The organism is Mycobacterium sp. AZCC_0083 (genome assembly GCF_014202335.1).
Classification (GTDB): domain Bacteria; phylum Actinomycetota; class Actinomycetes; order Mycobacteriales; family Mycobacteriaceae; genus Mycobacterium.
Genome location: NZ_JACHGP010000030.1, coordinates 58,093 through 73,995 on the forward strand (window position 1 = coordinate 58,093; position 15,903 = coordinate 73,995).

Genomic DNA, 15,903 nt, shown 5'->3' on the forward strand with positions numbered 1-15,903 from the left:
GTATCTAGAACACGTTCTAATCTGCCCGCATGGGCTTTTTGAAACAGGACTCACCCGTTGTCGATTACGCGGAGTGGAGCAAGGGGTCCCGTGCCGAGCGGATCAAGCCGATGGCAAGGCACTGGGCCGAGGTCGGCTTCGGAACTCCCGTAGTACTGCACTTGTTCTACGTGGTGAAGATCCTGCTGTACGTCCTGGTGGCATGGCTGATCGTGCTGACCACCACCGGGATCGACGGCTTCACCAACGTGGCGCAGTGGTATGCCGAGCCCATCGTGTTCGAGAAGGCCGTGCTGTACACGATGCTGTTCGAGGTGATCGGGCTTGGCTGTGGGTTCGGCCCGCTCAACAACCGGTTCTTTCCGCCCTTGGGATCGGCGCTGTACTGGCTGCGGCCCAAGACCGTTCGGCTGCCGCCATGGCCGAGGCGCGTGCCGCTCACGAAGGGCACGTCCCGTACTCCCTTCGAGGTGCTGCTGTACGCGGCGTTGCTGATCGCCTTGGTGTTCGCTCTCTTCTCTGATGGCACCGGCCCGATGCCCGAGCTGAACACTGAGGTGGGCGTGCTGCCGACATGGCAGATCGCGACGATCCTCGGCATCCTGGCCGTGCTCGGCCTGCGCGACAAGGTGATCTTCCTGGCCGCCCGCGGCGAGGTGTATGCCCCGCTGGCGGCGGCCTTCCTGATGAGCGGCGTGGACATGATCATCGCCGCCAAGCTCGTCTGCCTGGTCATCTGGCTCGGCGCAGCGACGTCGAAGCTCAACAAGCACTTCCCGTTCGTGATCTCGACGATGATGAGCAACAACCCCGTGATCCGGCCGCGGTGGATCAAGCGCAGGTTCTTCGAGAAGTTCCCCGACGACCTTCGGCCAGGCCGGTTGTCGCGCTTCGTCGCGCACTTCAGCACCGCGATCGAGGGCCTCGTCCCGCTGGTGTTGTTCTTGTCGCACGGTGGTTGGGTGACGGCGATCGCCGCGTTCGTGATGATCTGCTTCCACTTCGGCATCCTGAGCTCCATCCCCATGGGAGTCCCGTTGGAGTGGAACGTGTTCATGATGTTCAGCGTGCTCGCACTGTTCGTCGGGCACGCAGGGATCGGGCTTGGCGACTTGCAGAGCCCGTGGCCGATCGTGTTGTTCGTCGTGGTCGCCGGGACCGTGGTGCTCGGAAACCTGTTCCCGCGCAAGGTCTCCTTCCTGCCAGGCATGCGGTACTACGCAGGCAACTGGGACACCACGCTGTGGTGTGTCAAACCGTCGGCCGAGCAGAAGATCGCCGACGGCATCGTGGCGATCGCCAGCATGCCCGCCGCGCAGATGGAGAAGTTCTACGGCAGCAGGGAGACGGCCGAGATGTACCAATACATGGGGTATGCCTTCCGCGCCTTCAACACTCACGGCCGCGCGATGTTCACGCTGGCGCACCGCGCGATGGCCGGCCTGAACGAGGATGACTACGTCCTTACCGACGGCGAGCGGATCTGCAGCACCGCCATCGGCTGGAACTTCGGCGACGGCCACATACACAACGAACAGCTGATCGCTGCGCTGCACGAGAGGTGTCACTTCGAGCCCGGTGAAGTCAGGGTGCTGCTGCTCGATGCGCAACCGATTCACAAGCAACAGCAGGAGTATCGCCTCGTCGACGCCGCGACGGGTGAGTTCGAACGAGGCTTCGTGCGGGTGGCCGACATGGTGACGCGTCAGCCCTGGGACGACACGGTTCCGGTTCAGGTGACGTGGTCGGCGGCGTCCTTCACTGCATGACGTCGCGGACCTTGACGGTCTCCAAACCCTTCAGCAACAGGGGGCGGGCGGTGTCGAGATGCATGCGCCAGTGCGCCTCCGCGGCGGCGCCGTCACCCGAGCGGAGCAGCGTGATCAGGCGCTGATAGGACTTCGTCAACTTGTCGTAGTCGGCCTTCGAGACCTTCCGGCCTTCCTTCATGACGAACGCCGTGTGCCGGACGGTGATCTCGTGCAGCATGCCCGCGATGATCGTGAGTGTGGCGTTGCCGGACAGCTCGACGACCCGACGGTGGAACTCGCCGGTGGCCTCCGCCAACCGGCCCGTTTCCCATCCCACCCGGACGTCTTCGGCCAGCATGCCCTCCAGCTCGTCGTACGCCGCAGGGTTGGCTGCCTCCGCGAGCAGGCGTACCGCGATCGGTTCGACGCCCGCCCGCGCCACCATGACGTCGGCGATGGTCGCGCCGGACAGTTCGAGGAGCAGGCCTGCGGGGCGGGCAACGATCTCAGCGCCGGGAACCCGCACCCTGGCTCCGGTGCGTGAACCACGCCGCACCTCGACCAGCCGCTCGGACTCCAGCACCCGGACGGCCTCGCGCAGAGTCGGACGGCTGACGCCGAAGTGCGCCATCAGCTCGGCCTCGTTGGGCAGAAAGTCGCCCTCCTTGAGCTGGCCGTCGACGACCATGCGGCGTAGCGTTCCTGCGACCAGCTCAGCGGTCTTCGGTGAGCGGATCGGTGCGCCCGCCAAAGGCGCGACGGAATCGGCCCCCATCATGGGCGCCAACGGCGTGGTGCGAGCCAACGAATCTCCCGAAGTCTGGCCTGAGTGCCTTGCTGTACAACTCAGTAAACCATGTGGTTGCATGCGAAACGGGTGTGATCGCGCGTTTCCTACCAACCAGTAGGTTGACCTAGTAAACCTGCTGTTCTAGTTTCGGTGATAACCACCCCATGTTTTTCGTACTCGTCAACCCCACTTCGAAGGAGTATTTCCATGGCTGAAGCCGTCATCGTCGAGGCAGTCCGGTCGCCCGTTGGCAAGCGCAACGGCGGCCTGTCGGGCGTGCATCCTGGCGAACTGTCCGCCCAGGTACTCAATGGCCTCGTCCAGCGCGCGGGAATCGACCCTGCTCTCGTCGACGATGTCATCTGGGGCTGCGTCATGCAGGCAGGCGAACAGGCCCTCGACATCGCTCGCACCGCGGTGCTCGCGGCGGGCTGGCCGGAAAGTGTTCCCGGCGTGACCGTCGACCGGCAGTGCGGATCCAGCCAGCAGTCGGTGCACTTCGCCGCTGCGGGAGTCGTTGCGGGCCACTATGACGTCGTCGTCGCAGGCGGCGTCGAGGTGATGTCACGCACCCCGATGGGCGCGTCGCTGGCCAACGGTGGGCATCCGTACCCCGAGTCGTTCCGTAGCCGCTACACCCAGACCCCGAACCAGGGCACGGGTGCCGAGATGATCGCCGATCAGTGGGGCTTCGATCGCACCGCACTCGACCAGTTCTCGCTCGCTTCGCACGAGAAGGCGGCCGCCGCACAGGATTCCGGTGCCTTCGACGATCAGATCGTCGCGATCAAGGACCAGGACGGTAATGCCGTCCTCAAGGACGAGGGCATCCGTCGCGGTGGCACGGTCGAGAAGATGGCGACGATCAAGCCGGCGTTCAAGGAGGACGGCGTGATCCACGCAGGAAACGCCTCGCAGATCTCCGACGGCTCCGCCGCGTTGCTGTTCATGTCGGCCGAGAAGGCGAAGTCGTTGGGTCTCAAGCCGCTTGCCAAGGTGCACACCGTGGCGTTGGCGGGTGCCGATCCCGTGATCATGCTGACCGCGCCGATCCCTGCCACGCAGAAGGTGCTCAAGCGCTCGGGTCTGTCCATCGATGAGATCGGCGTCTTCGAGGTCAACGAGGCGTTCGCGCCGGTGCCGCTGGCTTGGCTCAAGGACCTCGGCGCCGACGAGAAGAAGCTGAACCCCAACGGTGGCGCGATCGCGCTGGGCCACCCGCTCGGCGGCTCCGGCGCCCGCATCATGACGACGATGCTCTACCACATGCGGGACAAGGGAATTCAGTACGGTCTGCAGACCATGTGCGAGGGCGGCGGCCAGGCCAACGCCACCATCCTCGAACTGCTGTGACCGATACGACGACTGCCCCCGCCGCTCTCATCGAGCGGCGGGGCAACGTCCTGCTCATCACGATCAACCGCCCAGAGGCGCGCAATGCGGTCAACGGCGCGGTGAGCATCGCGGTGGGCGACGCACTGCAGGCGGCGCAGGACGCCCCCGACGTACGCGCGGTGGTCATCACCGGTGCCGGTGAATCATTTTGCGCTGGAGCCGATCTCAAGGCGATATCGCGGCGGGAGAACCTGTTCCACCCCGATCACGGTGAGTGGGGATTCGCAGGCTACGTCCACCACTACATCGACAAGCCGACCATCGCCGCCGTGAACGGCACGGCGCTCGGCGGCGGCAGCGAGCTGGCGCTGGCCAGTGACCTGGTAGTCGCCGAGGAACGCGCGAAGTTCGGTCTTCCCGAAGTCAAGCGCGGGCTGATCGCCGCCGCAGGCGGGGTGTTCCGGATCGTCGACCACCTGCCGCGCAAGGTGGCGATGGAGCTGATCTTCACCGGCGAGCCGATTTCGTCGGCGGACGCACTCAAGTGGGGCCTCATCAATCAGGTGGTACCAGACGGCACCGCGGTCGACGCGGCGCTTGCGCTCGCAGAGCGGATCACCGTCAACGCACCACTGGCGGTGTGGGCCAGCAAGCGGGTGGCCAACGGCGTCGACGATGGCGTCGTCACCGGCGATGAATCCGGCTGGGCGAGGACCACGCGCGAGATCGGGACGTTGATCAGATCCGAGGATGCAAGGGAAGGGCCACTGGCCTTCGCCGAGAAGCGACAGCCGGTCTGGAAAGCTAAGTAGGAGAGAGACATGAAGAGACTGGTATTCGAGCCCGAGCACGAGCAGTTGCGGGACACCGCGCGACAGTTCATCGAGAAGGAGTGCGTGCCGCACGCCGAGAAGTGGGAGAGCGAGCGGCTCGTCGACCGCGAATCCTACGTCGCGGCAGGCAAATACGGACTGATCGGGTTCAACCTGCCGGAGAAGTTCGGTGGCGGCGGTGTGGACGACTTCCGGTTCAACGCGGTGATCGTCGAGGAGTTCGCAAAGTACGGCGCCGCGGCGCCGGGGCTGAGCCTGCAGAACGACATCGTCGGCCCGTACTTCGTCAACCTCGCCAACGACGAACAGCAGGAGCGGTGGCTGCCCGGCTACATCACCGGCGAGCTGATCGGCGCGGTCGCGATGACCGAACCCGGCGCGGGCAGCGACCTGGCGGGGATCAAGACCTCGGCGGTGCGCGACGGGGACGACTGGATCCTCAACGGCTCCAAGACCTTCATCTCCGCGGGCATCAACTCCGACCTGGTCGTGGTGGTGGCTCGCACCAACCCCGACGCCGGGCACAAGGGCTTCTCGCTGCTGGTTGTCGAGCGCGACATGGAGGGTTTCACCCGCGGCCGCAAGCTCGACAAGATGGGTCTGCACTCTGCCGATACCGCCGAGCTGCACTTCGAGAACGTCCGGGTGCCTGGGGCGAACCTGCTTGGTCAAGAGGGGCGCGGTTTCTACCACCTCATGACCAACCTGCCTTCTGAGCGCCTGTCGATCGCGATCAGTGCGATCGCGGGTGCCCGCGCGACGTTCACCGAGACGCTGCAGTACGTCAAGGACCGCAAGGCATTCGGGCAGCCGATCGGCAGCTTCCAGCACAACCGGTTCGTGATGGCCGAGCTGGACACCGAGCTCGAGATCGGCGAGCAGTACATCGACAGGTGCCTGCGTGCCGTCGTCGACGGTGAGCTGACCGCCGTCCAGGCGTCGAAGGCCAAGTGGTGGTCCACCGAACTCAACAAGAGGGTCGTCGACGCCTGTGTGCAGTTGCACGGTGGCTACGGCTACATGAACGAGTACAAGGTGGCTCGCGACTACGTCGACGTACGCATCCAGACCATCTTCGGTGGCACGACCGAGATCATGAAGGAGATCATCGGCAAAGACCTAGGCCTCTGAGCCACCAGCGATTTCGGCGCGCTAGCGGACGGTCACCGTCCGCTAGCGCGCCGAAGCCACGCTAGGGGTAAGAGCTAGGCGGCAGGTGCCGGGGCGGCCGGAGCGCTCGTCGGCGTCGACGTCACGTACGTGGTGACCGTGCCGGTCGGGGTGACCGGTTCCGGGCCCGTTGCGGGGTCCAGGACCTTGTCGATGATGTAGATCCGTGCGTTGTTGGCCTGGATGCCACCGCACAGCACCTTGACGTTGTCGTTGACCTTGATGTCACCATCCTTGCCGGTGACCTTGATCTCGGCGCCCTGCTGCGTCGGCCGCTGGCCCTGCAAGTCGCCGGGTCCCAGCAGGCCAAGGAACACGTGGTAGTAGTCCAGCTTGTAGAGCGCGGCGGGATCGGCCTTCAGCGCATCCAGCTGGCCGGGCTCCAACGCGGCGAACGCGTCGTTGGTCGGTGCGAACACGACGTAGGGGCCGTTCTCCAGAACCGGGACGATGTTGACCTCGGGATTGAGTCCACCCGAGATCGCCGATGTGAACGTGCTGATCGACGGGATCTTGGCCAGCGCCTGCCCGACGGGCAGCTTGTTCAGGTTGGCGAACGTGGTGCCGCTAGCGGCAAGCTCGGCCTTGACCGGGTCGCAGTTGCCCTGCGGGTCCGGCGGCGGCTTCACGTCGATGGTGGGGGCGGGGTCCGGCGGCGGATCTGCTTGGGCGTTGATCGCAAGCGGAAGCGATACGGTCAGCGCGGCGATCGCGGCAGATACTCCTATGGCTCGACTGGTGCGAGTCTTCACGTGTTTTGGCTCCTCAAGTATTTCAAACGCGTCGTCGGGGCCCGACTCCCACGGCGACGCCGGACGAATCGTACGGGCTCGTATCGTCAATCGGCAAAGTCAAGATCAGCTGGAGCACCCTGTCAGGTGCTGCTGACCTGGACTTTTCGCACGTTCAAGCAAAGTAGCGCGGCGACGCCGCACAGGCCCGATGCGAGGTAGAACGCGAGGTCGTAGTCGCCCTGCAGATCGCGCAACCAGCCGGCACCGGCGGCCGCGACCGCCGCACCGAGTTGGTGGGAGGCGAACACCCAGCCGAAGACCACCGGTGTCCTGACGCCGAAGTAGTTCCGGCACAGCGCGATGGTGGGCGGCACCGTCGCGACCCAGTCCAGGCCGTAGAAGATGATGAACACCCAGGTGCTGGGGTCGGCGTGCGGCGAGAGCAGCGACGGCAGCAGAACCAGCGAGATGCCGCGGCCGACGTAGTAGACGACGAGCAGCAGACGCGGGTCGACGCGGTCGGTGAGCCAGCCGGAGAACACCGTCCCCGCCACGTCGAGGACGCCGATGGTGGCAAGCAGCCCCGCGGCCACGGTCGTTGGCATCCCGTGGTCGTTGGCGGCGGGGATGAAGTGCGTTCCGATCAGCCCGTTGGTCGTCATCCCGCAGATCGCGAAGCTTCCCGCGAGCAGCCAGAACGCCGGAACTCGGGCGCCGATCCGTAGGCCGTCGAACGCGGCCCGGAAACTGCCCGTCGGAACCTCAGCCGGGACGGCCGTAGTGGCCCCGTACGCCGTCAGGCCCAAGTCCTGCGGGTAGTTGCGCATGAAGAGCAGCACCAGCGGGACGACGGACAACGCCGCGGCGGCCACGATCAGCGACGCCCAGCGCCAGCCGTGTCGGGTGGTGACCTCGGCGACGACAGGAAGGAAGATCAGCTGGCCGGTGGCGCTGGCCGCGGTGAGCACGCCGGTGACCAACCCGCGCCGCTCCTCGAACCAGCGGGTCGACACGGTGGCGACGAACCCCATCGAGATGGCGCCCGTCCCGACGCCCACCAGGACGCCCCAGAGCAGCACCAGCTGCCAACTGGCCGTCATGAAGACCGACAGCGCCGAGCCCGTGGCGATCAGCGCCAGCGCCGCCGAGAGCACCGGACGCACGCCGAGCCGATCCATCAGGGCGGCCGCGAACGGTGCCGTGAGGCCGAACAGCGTCATGTTGACCGACATCGCGAGCCCGACGGTGCCGTGCGACCAGCCGAACTCGTGGTGCAGCGGGTTCATCATCACGCCGGGCACCGATCGGAAGCCTGCGGCGCCGAGGAGCGCCACGAAGCTGACGGCGGCCACCACCCATGCCCAATGCAGGCGGGGGCGGCGGGCGGTGTCGTCTCGCGCGGTGACCGTCACCGGACCACTGTCGCGGCCGGAGTTCGGTGGCGCTAGTGGCATGAATGACACCAGTCGTCAAAAACGTGCCAAAATGGCGTCGTGCACCGCATCGCCGTCCTTCTGCTCCCTCCCGTCGTGGGTTTCGACGCCACGATTCCGTCGATGATGTTCGGCGCCGCCGTCGACGGCGACGGCAATCCGCTCTACGAGGTGGTGACCTGTGGCCTGACCGCCCAGCGGGTGGCGTCCACCAACGGCTTCGACATCGTGCCCACCGCGGGGGCCGAAGCACTCGCAGAAGCGGACACCGTGATCGTGCCCGGCACCCGCTACGCGCCGGCCCGCGAGCACGGCACCCTGGCGCCCGACGCGCGTGCGGCCCTCGCATCGATCCGTCCCGGCACGCGACTGGTGTCCATCTGCACCGGCGCGTTCGTGCTGGCGGCCGCCGGACTGCTCGACGGCCGACCCGCGGCCACGCACTGGAAGTTCGCCGACGCGCTGCAGCGGCTGCACCCCGAGGTGCGAGTCGACGAGCGGGTGCTGTTCGTCGACGACGGCGACGTGCTCAGCTCGGCAGGCCTTGCCGCGGGAATCGACTTGTGCCTGCACATCATTCGCGCCGATCACGGCGCCCAGGTAGCCAACGCGGTGGCCAGATACTGCGTGGTGCCGCCGTGGCGCGAGGGCGGGCAGGCGCAGTTCATCGATCGGCAAGTGCCAACCGCCGACGGCGCGTCGACAGCCGCCACCCGCGAGTGGGCGCTGCACCATCTCGACGACGAGCTGACCGTCGAGCGACTGGCCAGGCACGCACACATGAGCGCGCGGACGTTCAGCCGCCGGTTCACCGAGGAGACCGGTCAGGCACCGGGAACGTGGATCCGCAACCGCCGCATCGACCGCGCCCGCGAACTGCTCGAATCGCACGATCTGTCCGTCGACGAGGTCGCCAGGCGGTCCGGCCTCGGGTCGGGCGGCAACCTGCGGCACCACCTGCGCCGTGGCGTCGGCATGTCGCCGTCGAGCTACCGCAAGGTCTTTCAGGGAGCCTGACCGCCGAACGACGCCGCGACGCGCTCTGCATACGATGTCGCCCATGCCAGAGCCGCTCATCCTGCCCATCAACGGTCACGCGCCGCAGCTGCACGACGAGTCATGGGTGGCGCCGAACGCCACAGTGATCGGACACGTCGAACTCGGCGCGCGGGCGAGCGTCTGGTACGGCGCGACCCTGCGTGCCGAATTCGAACCGATCGCGATCGGGGAGGGCTCCAACATCCAGGACGGCGTCACGGTGCACGTCGACCCCGGGTTCCCGGCCACCATCGGTGCGGGGGTGAGCGTCGGCCACAACGCCGTGCTGCACGGCTGCACGATCGAGGACGACTGCCTGATCGGCATGGGTGCGGTGGTGCTCAACGGTGCGCAGATCGGCCGAGGGTCGCTGGTGGCGGCAGGTGCGGTCATCGCGCAGGGCGCGATGATTCCGCCGGGGTCGCTGGTCGCAGGCGTGCCTGGCAAGGTCCGCCGCGAACTCAGCGACGACGAGGTGAACCACAACCGCTTCAACGCGCAGGCCTACCAGCATCTGAGCGAGTTGCACCGTGGCGCAATCGAATAGCGCTGCGGTGGGTACACGCCTACGGTGAACAACGTGCGGATCCTTGTTGCCGGAGCCACCGGTTATGTCGGCTCACGGCTGGTCAGCGTCCTGTTGGACGAGGGGCACGAGGTCGTTGCGACCAGTCGGGACGCCGGCAAGCTGGTCGACTTCGGCTGGTACGAGGACGTCACCCCCGTCTCACTCGACGCCCACGATGGCGCCTCGGCGAAGCAGGCGTTCGCCGAGGCCGGCCCCGTCGACGTGGTCTACTACCTCGTCCACGGCATCGGCCAGCCCGACTTCCGTGAGGCCGACAACTGCGCCGCGGCCAACGTGGCCGCGGCCGCACGCGACGCCGGGGTCCGCCGCATCGTGTATCTGGGCGGCTTCGTGCCCGACGGTGACCAGCTGTCCGAGCACCTCACCAGCCGCGCCGAGGTGGCGCACGCCCTGACCCTGGACGACGGTGCCGAACTGGTGTGGCTTGGCGCGGCGATGATCATCGGCGCGGGATCGACGTCGTTCGAGATGCTGCGCTACGTGGGCGACCGCTTCGTGCTGATCCCCATGCCGCCGTGGGTGCACAACCCGATGGACCCGATCTCCATCCGCGACGTGCTCCACTACCTCGCCGCTGCGGCCGATCCCGCGCGGGTGCCCGCCGGGGCCTACGACATTCACGGTCCCGACACGACCACCTACCGCGACTTGATGCTCGCCTATGCCAGGGTGTCGGGCAAGTGGCGGGCGTCGCTACCGGTGCCCGGCGTGGAAGCCGCTGTGCTGTCCCGGCTTTCGGTGATGACGTCGCCGGTGCCAGGCGGGCTCGTCACCGATCTCGTTGCATCCCTTGGCCATCCGATGATGGCGTCCGACGACGGGCTGCGCGCCCTGGTGCCCGATCCGCCAGGCGGACTGGTCGGCATCGACGACGCGATCACCTTGGCGCTGTCGAGCCGTCGGCCCCGACCGGTGAATGCCCTCGCCGACCCGCACCACCTCGCCGACACCGACCCGGTCTGGGCAGGCGGCGACACGTTGCGCATCCGTCGACTGGCCACCATGGTCACTCCGTCAGTCGCGCGGCCGGTGCTCGGATTGGTCGGCGCCATCCCCGGGCCGGTTGCCGCCGCACTGCGAACCGGCCTCGACACGCTGATCGGCCTGGTCCCAAGGGCCGGGCCGCGATGACGGGGCTTCGCACGGAGATTGGCGAGATCGTCGGCACCGTTGCCGTCGCACCCGACGAGCCACCGTCGACGGTTCGCAGACGCCGCGTGGTCGTCGTGGTCGTGCTCGCCATCGGCGCTGCGCTGCTTGGGTTTTCGCTGACGCGCAAGCCCGGCGACGAGTCGTTCTACTGGCTCACACTGGCGCTGGCCGCGGTGTGGGCGCTCGGTGCGCTGGGCTCCGGCCCCCTGCACCTTGGTTCCGTACGGTTCCGAGGCCGAGACCAGCGACCCGTCATCGCGGGAACGGTGATCGGCCTGCTCCTCGGCGGGGTGTTCGTCGTTGGGGGGCTGGTGGCCAGGGAGATCCCGCCGGTCCGCGACTACGTCGTCAGCGTGCTGGAGTTCACCAATTACGGCGCACTGTGGTTCGTCGCGCTCATCACCGTCGTCAACGGCGTCGCCGAGGAGATGTTCTTCCGTGGCTCGCTGTACACCGCGCTTGGCAGGTACCACCCCGAGGTGGTGTCGACGCTCGTCTACGCCGTCGCGGTGTTGGCCACCGGAAACCCGATGCTGGCCTTCGCGGGAATCGTGCTCGGCGCGGTGTGTGCGTTCGAACGCCGAGTCACCGGCGGAGTGCTCGCGTCCATGCTCACCCACTTCTTCTGGGGGTTGGTCATGGTGCTCGCACTGCCACCGGTGTTCGGCGTTTAGCGCAGCGGGTTGGCGATCTCATCGCGCGGCATCTTGGCCGCCACCATGGCGATGGCGCCGAGAAGCACAGGCAGGATGCCCGCCACCAGGAAGATCGACTGCATCGACACCACCTTCGATAGCGGGCCGACGATCGCGAACGACAACGGCATGAAGGCCAGCGAGACGAAGAAGTCCAGGCTCGAAACCCGGCCAAGCATCGCCGTCGGCACCCGCCGCTGCAGCAGCGTTCCCCAGATCACCATCCCTGCGCCGTCGGTGACGCCGACGACGAACGTCGCGGCGGCCATTGCAGGGAACGACGACGTGATGCCGACGACCACCAGGGGCAACGAGCCAAGGCCCCACATCACCATCATCACCGTCAGATAGCGCCGGGGCAGCCGTTGCGACGAGACCGTAAGCGCGCCAAGCGCGCTGCCGACGCCGAAGAACGCCAGGATGAACCCGTACGCCCGCGCGCCGTCAGCGAAGCGATCCTGCGCGATGAACGGCAATAGCACCTCGATCGGGCCGAGCACGACGAGCACGAACATGCTGGCGAACAGCAGGGTCCACAGCAGCCACGGTGTGCGCCACACGAACGAGAAGCCATCGCGCAGGTCGCGCAGCACGTGCGGCCGCAGGCCGTCCTGCGGTGCCGTGGTCCGCGTTGCCGGCCGAGTGGCGATCAAGAGCACCAGGGCGATGCCGAGCAGCGCGGCGACCACGAATTCGCCGACGGCGGGGTACGTGGCTCCGACCACCAGACCGGCCAACGCAGGGCCGACGGCCCGCTGGAACACCGGACGCACCACGCCCTCGACGCCGTTCGCGGCCAGCAACTGGTCGGCGGGCAGGATCCGCGGCAGGATCGCGCTGTAGGCGGGAAAGAAGAACGCCGCCGCAATGCCCAGCACCGCGGCCGCCACGGCCATGTGCCAAATCCGCAGGGCGCCAATCGAACTCAGCACGGCGACGGTCGACACTGCGATCAGGTTCACGGCCTCGACCACGATGATGATGCTGCGCTGGTTGAGGCGGTCGGCGGCAATTCCGCCGACCAGCACGAATGCCACCAGACCGGCGCCAAGGCACGTCGCGACCAGCGAGAGGGATGTCGGATCGTTGTCGAGGGCGATCACCTGCAGCGCCATCACGACCGCCCACATGCCCTCGGCGAAGATCGACAGCGCCACGGCCGTGATCAAGAAGCGATACTCGCGATTGCGGAACGGTACGAGCACGCGCCAGCTGCCGGGGTTCACCGGCTGCTCGATTTCGAATTGCGTACTCACCCATCGATGGTGTCTGATCGGACCCCTTGGAGTCGAATGATTTTCGCGCTACGGGGCCCCGTTGATGTAGAGCTGGCGGCGACCTTCACTCGGACGTTCTCGCCCTGGGTGCTATCTCAACGCAGAAAAGTCAGTCGTCGGTGAACGTCGCGGGCCGTCGCTGCTGGAACGCCTTGGCGCCCTCGCGGAAATCGTGCGAGACCAGGAGTTGCTGCTGGCCATCGGTCTCCCGCTCGAACGCGGGCTCGAGTTCGGTCAGCGTCGCGGCGTTGATGGCCTGCTTGGTCTTGCGCAGCGCCACCGCAGGGCCGCTCTTCAGCGTCTCGATCACCCCGTCGACCGCGGCGTCGAGGTCCTCTGCCGGGTACACCGCGCTCACCAGACCCGCAGCAAGGGCGTCGGTCGCCGTCAGCCGCTCGGCAAGCAGGGCCATCCGCATCGCCCTGGTTCGGCCGACTGCGGCAGCCACCAGAGCCGACGCTCCGCCGTCCGGCATCAGCCCGATCTTGGTGAACGCCAACAGGAAGTACGCCTTCTCCGAGGCCAGGATGACGTCGGCCGAGATCGCCAGCGAGACGCCGACGCCCGCGGCAGGGCCCTGCACGACGGAGACCACCGGCTTGGGCAGCGCCACGATCGAGCGGACGGCACGGTTCGCCGCGGCGAGCACGTCGTCCGGGCCATTGGCGGTCGCCTGATCGGCGTGGTCCGCCTCGCTGATGCCCGCCCCTGAGCTGAAGCCGCGGCCCGCGCCGCCGAGTCGCACGACGCGGACCCGGGCATCGGTGGCCGCCTGTTCCAGTGCGGTGGCGATGGTGTCGAGCATCGGCGCGGTCAGCGAGTTGAGGCTGTCCGGACGGTTCAACGTCACCGAAAGCACGCCGTCGCTGAGCGAGAGGGTGAGGTCGTCGATGCCCGCGTACGGCTGAGTGGTGGTCTCGGAGTTGGTCATGCCTCGCCTCGTGTCTGGCGAGCCTGAGGCCCGCGGTCGGTCGACCTGGTTATACAAGTAAGCTATGTCGGCGGTCAACTAGGACTACCACCGGGAGGGCGTTGCGCGATGGGCGGACCACTGCAGGGATTGCGAGTCGTCGAGCTGGCAGGCATCGGCCCCGGTCCACACGCTGCCATGATTCTCGGCGATCTTGGCGCCGACGTCGTGCGCATCGAGCGGCCAGCCAGGAAGGGCGGCGTGCCACGCGGCAACCGTGACTCCATGCTGCGCAACCGGCGATCGGTGGCCGCTGACCTGAAGAGCGACGAGGGCCGCGAGCTGGTGCTGCGGCTGATCGCCAAGGCCGACGTGCTGACGGAGGGCTACCGGCCCGGCGTCACCGAGCGCCTCGGCCTCGGGCCCGACGACTGCGCCAAGGTCAACGAGCGGCTGATCTACGCCCGCATGACGGGCTGGGGTCAGACGGGTCCCCGCTCGCAGCAGGCCGGCCACGACATCAACTACATCTCGCTCAACGGATTGCTGCACGCCGTCGGCCGCAAGGGCGAGCGGCCCGTGCCGCCGCTGAATCTGGCAGGCGACTTCGGCGGCGGCTCGATGTTCCTCATCGTCGGGATCTTGGCTGCGTTGTGGGAGCGGCAGACCTCGGGCAAGGGTCAGGTCGTCGACGCGGCCATGATCGACGGGTCCAGCGTGCTGATGCAGATGATGTGGGGTTTCCGCGCCATGGGCATGTGGTCCGACGAGCGTGGCACCAACATGCTCGATACCGGCGCGCCGTACTACGACACCTACACCTGCTCCGACGGTCGCCACGTCGCGGTCGGCGCCATCGAGCCGCAGTTCTACGCCTTGTTGCTGCAGGGGCTCGGGTTGGATACCGCTGAACTGCCTGCCCAGAACGACGCGGCCCGCTGGCCCGAGTTGCGCGCCGCGTTCACCGAGGCGTTCGCCGCCCAGGATCGCGACCACTGGGCCAAGGTGTTCGACGGCACCGATGCGTGCGTCACCGCAGTGCTGTCCTTCGCCGAGGTCGAGACCGAGCCCCACATCACCGAGCGCAACACCTTCTTCCGTGACGGCGACAACTTGGAGCCCGCACCGGCACCCCGATTCTCCCGCAGTACGCCGCCGACGCCGACGCCCCCCGGGGAGCCGGGGGCGGACACCGAGGCCGTTCTTCGCGACTGGGTATAGTCCCAACCAACCAGATGGTCGAGCGAGGACATCGGCCTCAAAGAAACAACGAGAGGAATGCATCTGTGCAGATCAAAGACGCCGTAGCAGTCGTTACCGGTGGCGCGTCCGGCCTCGGCCTTGCCACCACCAAGCGCCTGCTGGACGCCGGGGCGAGCGTCGTGGTCATCGACCTCAGGGGCGAGGAGGCGGTGGCCGAACTCGGTGACCGCGCGAAGTTCGTCGCCGCCAACGTCACCGACGAGGAGGCCGTGACCAAGGCGCTCGACGTCGCCGAGTCGCTCGGCCCGGTGCGCATCAACGTCAACTGCGCGGGCATCGGCAACGCCATCAAGACCCTCGGCAAGGAGGGTCCGTTCCCGTTCGACCAGTTCAAGAAGGTCGTCGAGGTCAACCTGTTCGGCACCTTCAACGTGCTGCGTCTGACCGCCGAGCGGATCGCCCGGACAACGCCGCTCGAAGGAAATGGCTCAGCAGAGCGCGGCGTCATCATCAACACCGCGTCCGTCGCCGCGTTCGACGGCCAGATCGGGCAGGCCGCGTACTCGGCATCCAAGGGCGGCGTCGTCGGCATGACGCTGCCGATCGCACGCGACCTGTCGCGCAGCCTGATCCGCGTCGTCACGATCGCGCCTGGCCTGTTCAAGACGCCGCTGCTGGGCTCGCTGCCCGAGGAGGCGCAGAAGTCGCTCGGCCAGCAGGTGCCGCACCCGGCCCGTCTCGGCGATCCCGACGAGTACGGCGCGCTTGCGGTGCACATCATCGAAAACCCCATGCTCAACGGTGAAGTGATCCGCCTGGACGGCGCGATCCGGATGGCGCCGCGATGACCATCAACACGAAGTTCACCGAGGTTTTCGGGGTCGAGCACCCGGTCGCGCAGGGCGGTATGCAGTGGGTCGGGCGGGCGGAACTCGTTGCGGCCGTTGCCAATGCGGGCGGGCTCGGTTTCATCACCGCGCTGACGCAGCCGAC

General features: G+C 67.2%; 16 protein-coding genes. 11 read left to right on the plus strand and 5 right to left on the minus strand.

Annotated features, from left to right (window positions below):
• Positions 1-29: 29 nt before the first annotated feature.
• Entirely contained in the window at positions 30-1,769 is a 1,740-nt protein-coding gene (locus HNP02_RS41085; RefSeq protein ID WP_184446551.1) for a DUF3556 domain-containing protein, read from the plus strand.
• Here the strand turns inward: HNP02_RS41085 and HNP02_RS41090 are convergent.
• On the minus strand, positions 1,759-2,556 hold the full coding sequence (locus HNP02_RS41090; protein WP_184446552.1) for a FadR/GntR family transcriptional regulator: 798 nt from the start codon (positions 2,554-2,556) through the stop codon (positions 1,759-1,761). The two genes, HNP02_RS41085 and HNP02_RS41090, sit on opposite strands and share 11 nt — an antisense overlap.
• Before the next feature lie 192 nt (positions 2,557-2,748).
• Here HNP02_RS41090 and HNP02_RS41095 point away from each other — a divergent pair, with 192 nt between their 5' ends.
• From HNP02_RS41095 to HNP02_RS41105, 3 genes are read left to right on the plus strand one after another with little or no spacing between them, the layout of a single operon-like run.
• Positions 2,749-3,894, plus strand: coding sequence for a thiolase family protein (locus HNP02_RS41095; RefSeq protein ID WP_184446553.1), 1,146 nt, complete (start codon positions 2,749-2,751; stop codon positions 3,892-3,894).
• Positions 3,891-4,688: a crotonase/enoyl-CoA hydratase family protein gene (locus tag HNP02_RS41100; RefSeq protein ID WP_184446554.1), complete on the plus strand. Its 798-nt coding sequence runs from the start codon at positions 3,891-3,893 to the stop codon at positions 4,686-4,688. The genes HNP02_RS41095 and HNP02_RS41100 overlap by 4 nt, the downstream gene beginning before the upstream one ends.
• A 9-nt stretch (positions 4,689-4,697) precedes the next feature.
• Entirely contained in the window at positions 4,698-5,840 is a 1,143-nt protein-coding gene (locus tag HNP02_RS41105) for an acyl-CoA dehydrogenase family protein (RefSeq protein ID WP_184446555.1), read from the plus strand.
• A 74-nt stretch (positions 5,841-5,914) separates the two neighbouring features.
• Here the strand turns inward: HNP02_RS41105 and HNP02_RS41110 are convergent, their stop codons facing one another.
• Positions 5,915-6,631, minus strand: coding sequence for a fasciclin domain-containing protein (locus tag HNP02_RS41110; RefSeq protein WP_184446556.1), 717 nt, complete (start codon positions 6,629-6,631; stop codon positions 5,915-5,917).
• Between the two features lie 122 nt (positions 6,632-6,753).
• Positions 6,754-8,067 carry an MFS transporter gene (locus tag HNP02_RS41115; protein WP_184446557.1) on the minus strand — a complete coding sequence of 438 codons (1,314 nt, stop codon included), beginning with the start codon at positions 8,065-8,067 and terminating at the stop codon, positions 6,754-6,756.
• Between the two features lie 39 nt (positions 8,068-8,106).
• Here HNP02_RS41115 and HNP02_RS41120 point away from each other — a divergent pair, with 39 nt between their 5' ends.
• Genes HNP02_RS41120 through HNP02_RS41135 form a run of 4 tightly spaced genes read left to right on the plus strand, consistent with a single transcriptional unit; the run spans position 8,107 to position 11,499 of the window.
• The gene (locus tag HNP02_RS41120) at positions 8,107-9,063 is read left to right on the plus strand and encodes a GlxA family transcriptional regulator (protein ID WP_184446558.1); all 957 of its coding nucleotides are present in this window, start codon (positions 8,107-8,109) and stop codon (positions 9,061-9,063) included.
• 43 nt (positions 9,064-9,106) lie between these two features.
• Complete coding sequence (locus HNP02_RS41125; protein ID WP_184446559.1) at positions 9,107-9,631, plus strand: gamma carbonic anhydrase family protein; 525 nt, start codon at positions 9,107-9,109, stop codon at positions 9,629-9,631.
• A 24-nt stretch (positions 9,632-9,655) separates the two neighbouring features.
• Positions 9,656-10,804 (plus strand): NAD(P)H-binding protein, encoded by a 1,149-nt coding sequence (locus HNP02_RS41130; protein ID WP_184446560.1) that lies wholly within the window; start codon positions 9,656-9,658, stop codon positions 10,802-10,804.
• Complete coding sequence (locus tag HNP02_RS41135; protein ID WP_184446561.1) at positions 10,801-11,499, plus strand: CPBP family intramembrane glutamic endopeptidase; 699 nt, start codon at positions 10,801-10,803, stop codon at positions 11,497-11,499. The genes HNP02_RS41130 and HNP02_RS41135 overlap by 4 nt, the downstream gene beginning before the upstream one ends.
• Here HNP02_RS41135 and tet(V) read toward each other — a convergent pair.
• Positions 11,496-12,758 carry a tetracycline efflux MFS transporter Tet(V) gene (gene tet(V), locus HNP02_RS41140; protein WP_184446576.1) on the minus strand — a complete coding sequence of 421 codons (1,263 nt, stop codon included), beginning with the start codon at positions 12,756-12,758 and terminating at the stop codon, positions 11,496-11,498. The two genes, HNP02_RS41135 and tet(V), sit on opposite strands and share 4 nt — an antisense overlap.
• 148 nt (positions 12,759-12,906) lie before the next feature.
• Complete coding sequence (locus HNP02_RS41145) at positions 12,907-13,728, minus strand: enoyl-CoA hydratase (RefSeq protein WP_184446562.1); 822 nt, start codon at positions 13,726-13,728, stop codon at positions 12,907-12,909.
• A gap of 108 nt (positions 13,729-13,836) precedes the next feature.
• On the opposite strand from HNP02_RS41145, the gene HNP02_RS41150 reads away from it, so the two are divergent.
• The 3 genes from HNP02_RS41150 to HNP02_RS41160 form a co-directional block, all read left to right on the plus strand.
• Entirely contained in the window at positions 13,837-14,928 is a 1,092-nt protein-coding gene (locus tag HNP02_RS41150) for a CaiB/BaiF CoA-transferase family protein (protein ID WP_184446563.1), read from the plus strand.
• Positions 14,929-14,993: 65 nt separating this feature from the next.
• Positions 14,994-15,758, plus strand: coding sequence for a 3-hydroxyacyl-CoA dehydrogenase (locus tag HNP02_RS41155; RefSeq protein WP_184446564.1), 765 nt, complete (start codon positions 14,994-14,996; stop codon positions 15,756-15,758).
• A partial coding sequence (locus HNP02_RS41160) for a nitronate monooxygenase (RefSeq protein WP_184446565.1) occupies positions 15,755-15,903 on the plus strand: 149 nt, incomplete at its 3' end. The genes HNP02_RS41155 and HNP02_RS41160, both read left to right, overlap by 4 nt.

Excerpts from the sequence above, each read along its gene's own strand:
- HNP02_RS41085 (WP_184446551.1), top strand. The coding sequence starts at position 30 with ATGGGCTTTTTGAAACAGGACTCACCCGTTGTCGATTACGCGGAGTGG.
- HNP02_RS41095 (WP_184446553.1), top strand. The coding sequence starts at position 2,749 with ATGGCTGAAGCCGTCATCGTCGAGGCAGTCCGGTCGCCCGTTGGCAAG.
- HNP02_RS41105 (WP_184446555.1), top strand. The coding sequence starts at position 4,698 with ATGAAGAGACTGGTATTCGAGCCCGAGCACGAGCAGTTGCGGGACACC.
- HNP02_RS41115 (WP_184446557.1), bottom strand. The coding sequence starts at position 8,067 with ATGCCACTAGCGCCACCGAACTCCGGCCGCGACAGTGGTCCGGTGACG.
- HNP02_RS41125 (WP_184446559.1), top strand. The coding sequence starts at position 9,107 with ATGCCAGAGCCGCTCATCCTGCCCATCAACGGTCACGCGCCGCAGCTG.
- HNP02_RS41135 (WP_184446561.1), top strand. The coding sequence starts at position 10,801 with ATGACGGGGCTTCGCACGGAGATTGGCGAGATCGTCGGCACCGTTGCC.
- HNP02_RS41145 (WP_184446562.1), bottom strand. The coding sequence starts at position 13,728 with ATGACCAACTCCGAGACCACCACTCAGCCGTACGCGGGCATCGACGAC.
- HNP02_RS41150 (WP_184446563.1), top strand. The coding sequence starts at position 13,837 with ATGGGCGGACCACTGCAGGGATTGCGAGTCGTCGAGCTGGCAGGCATC.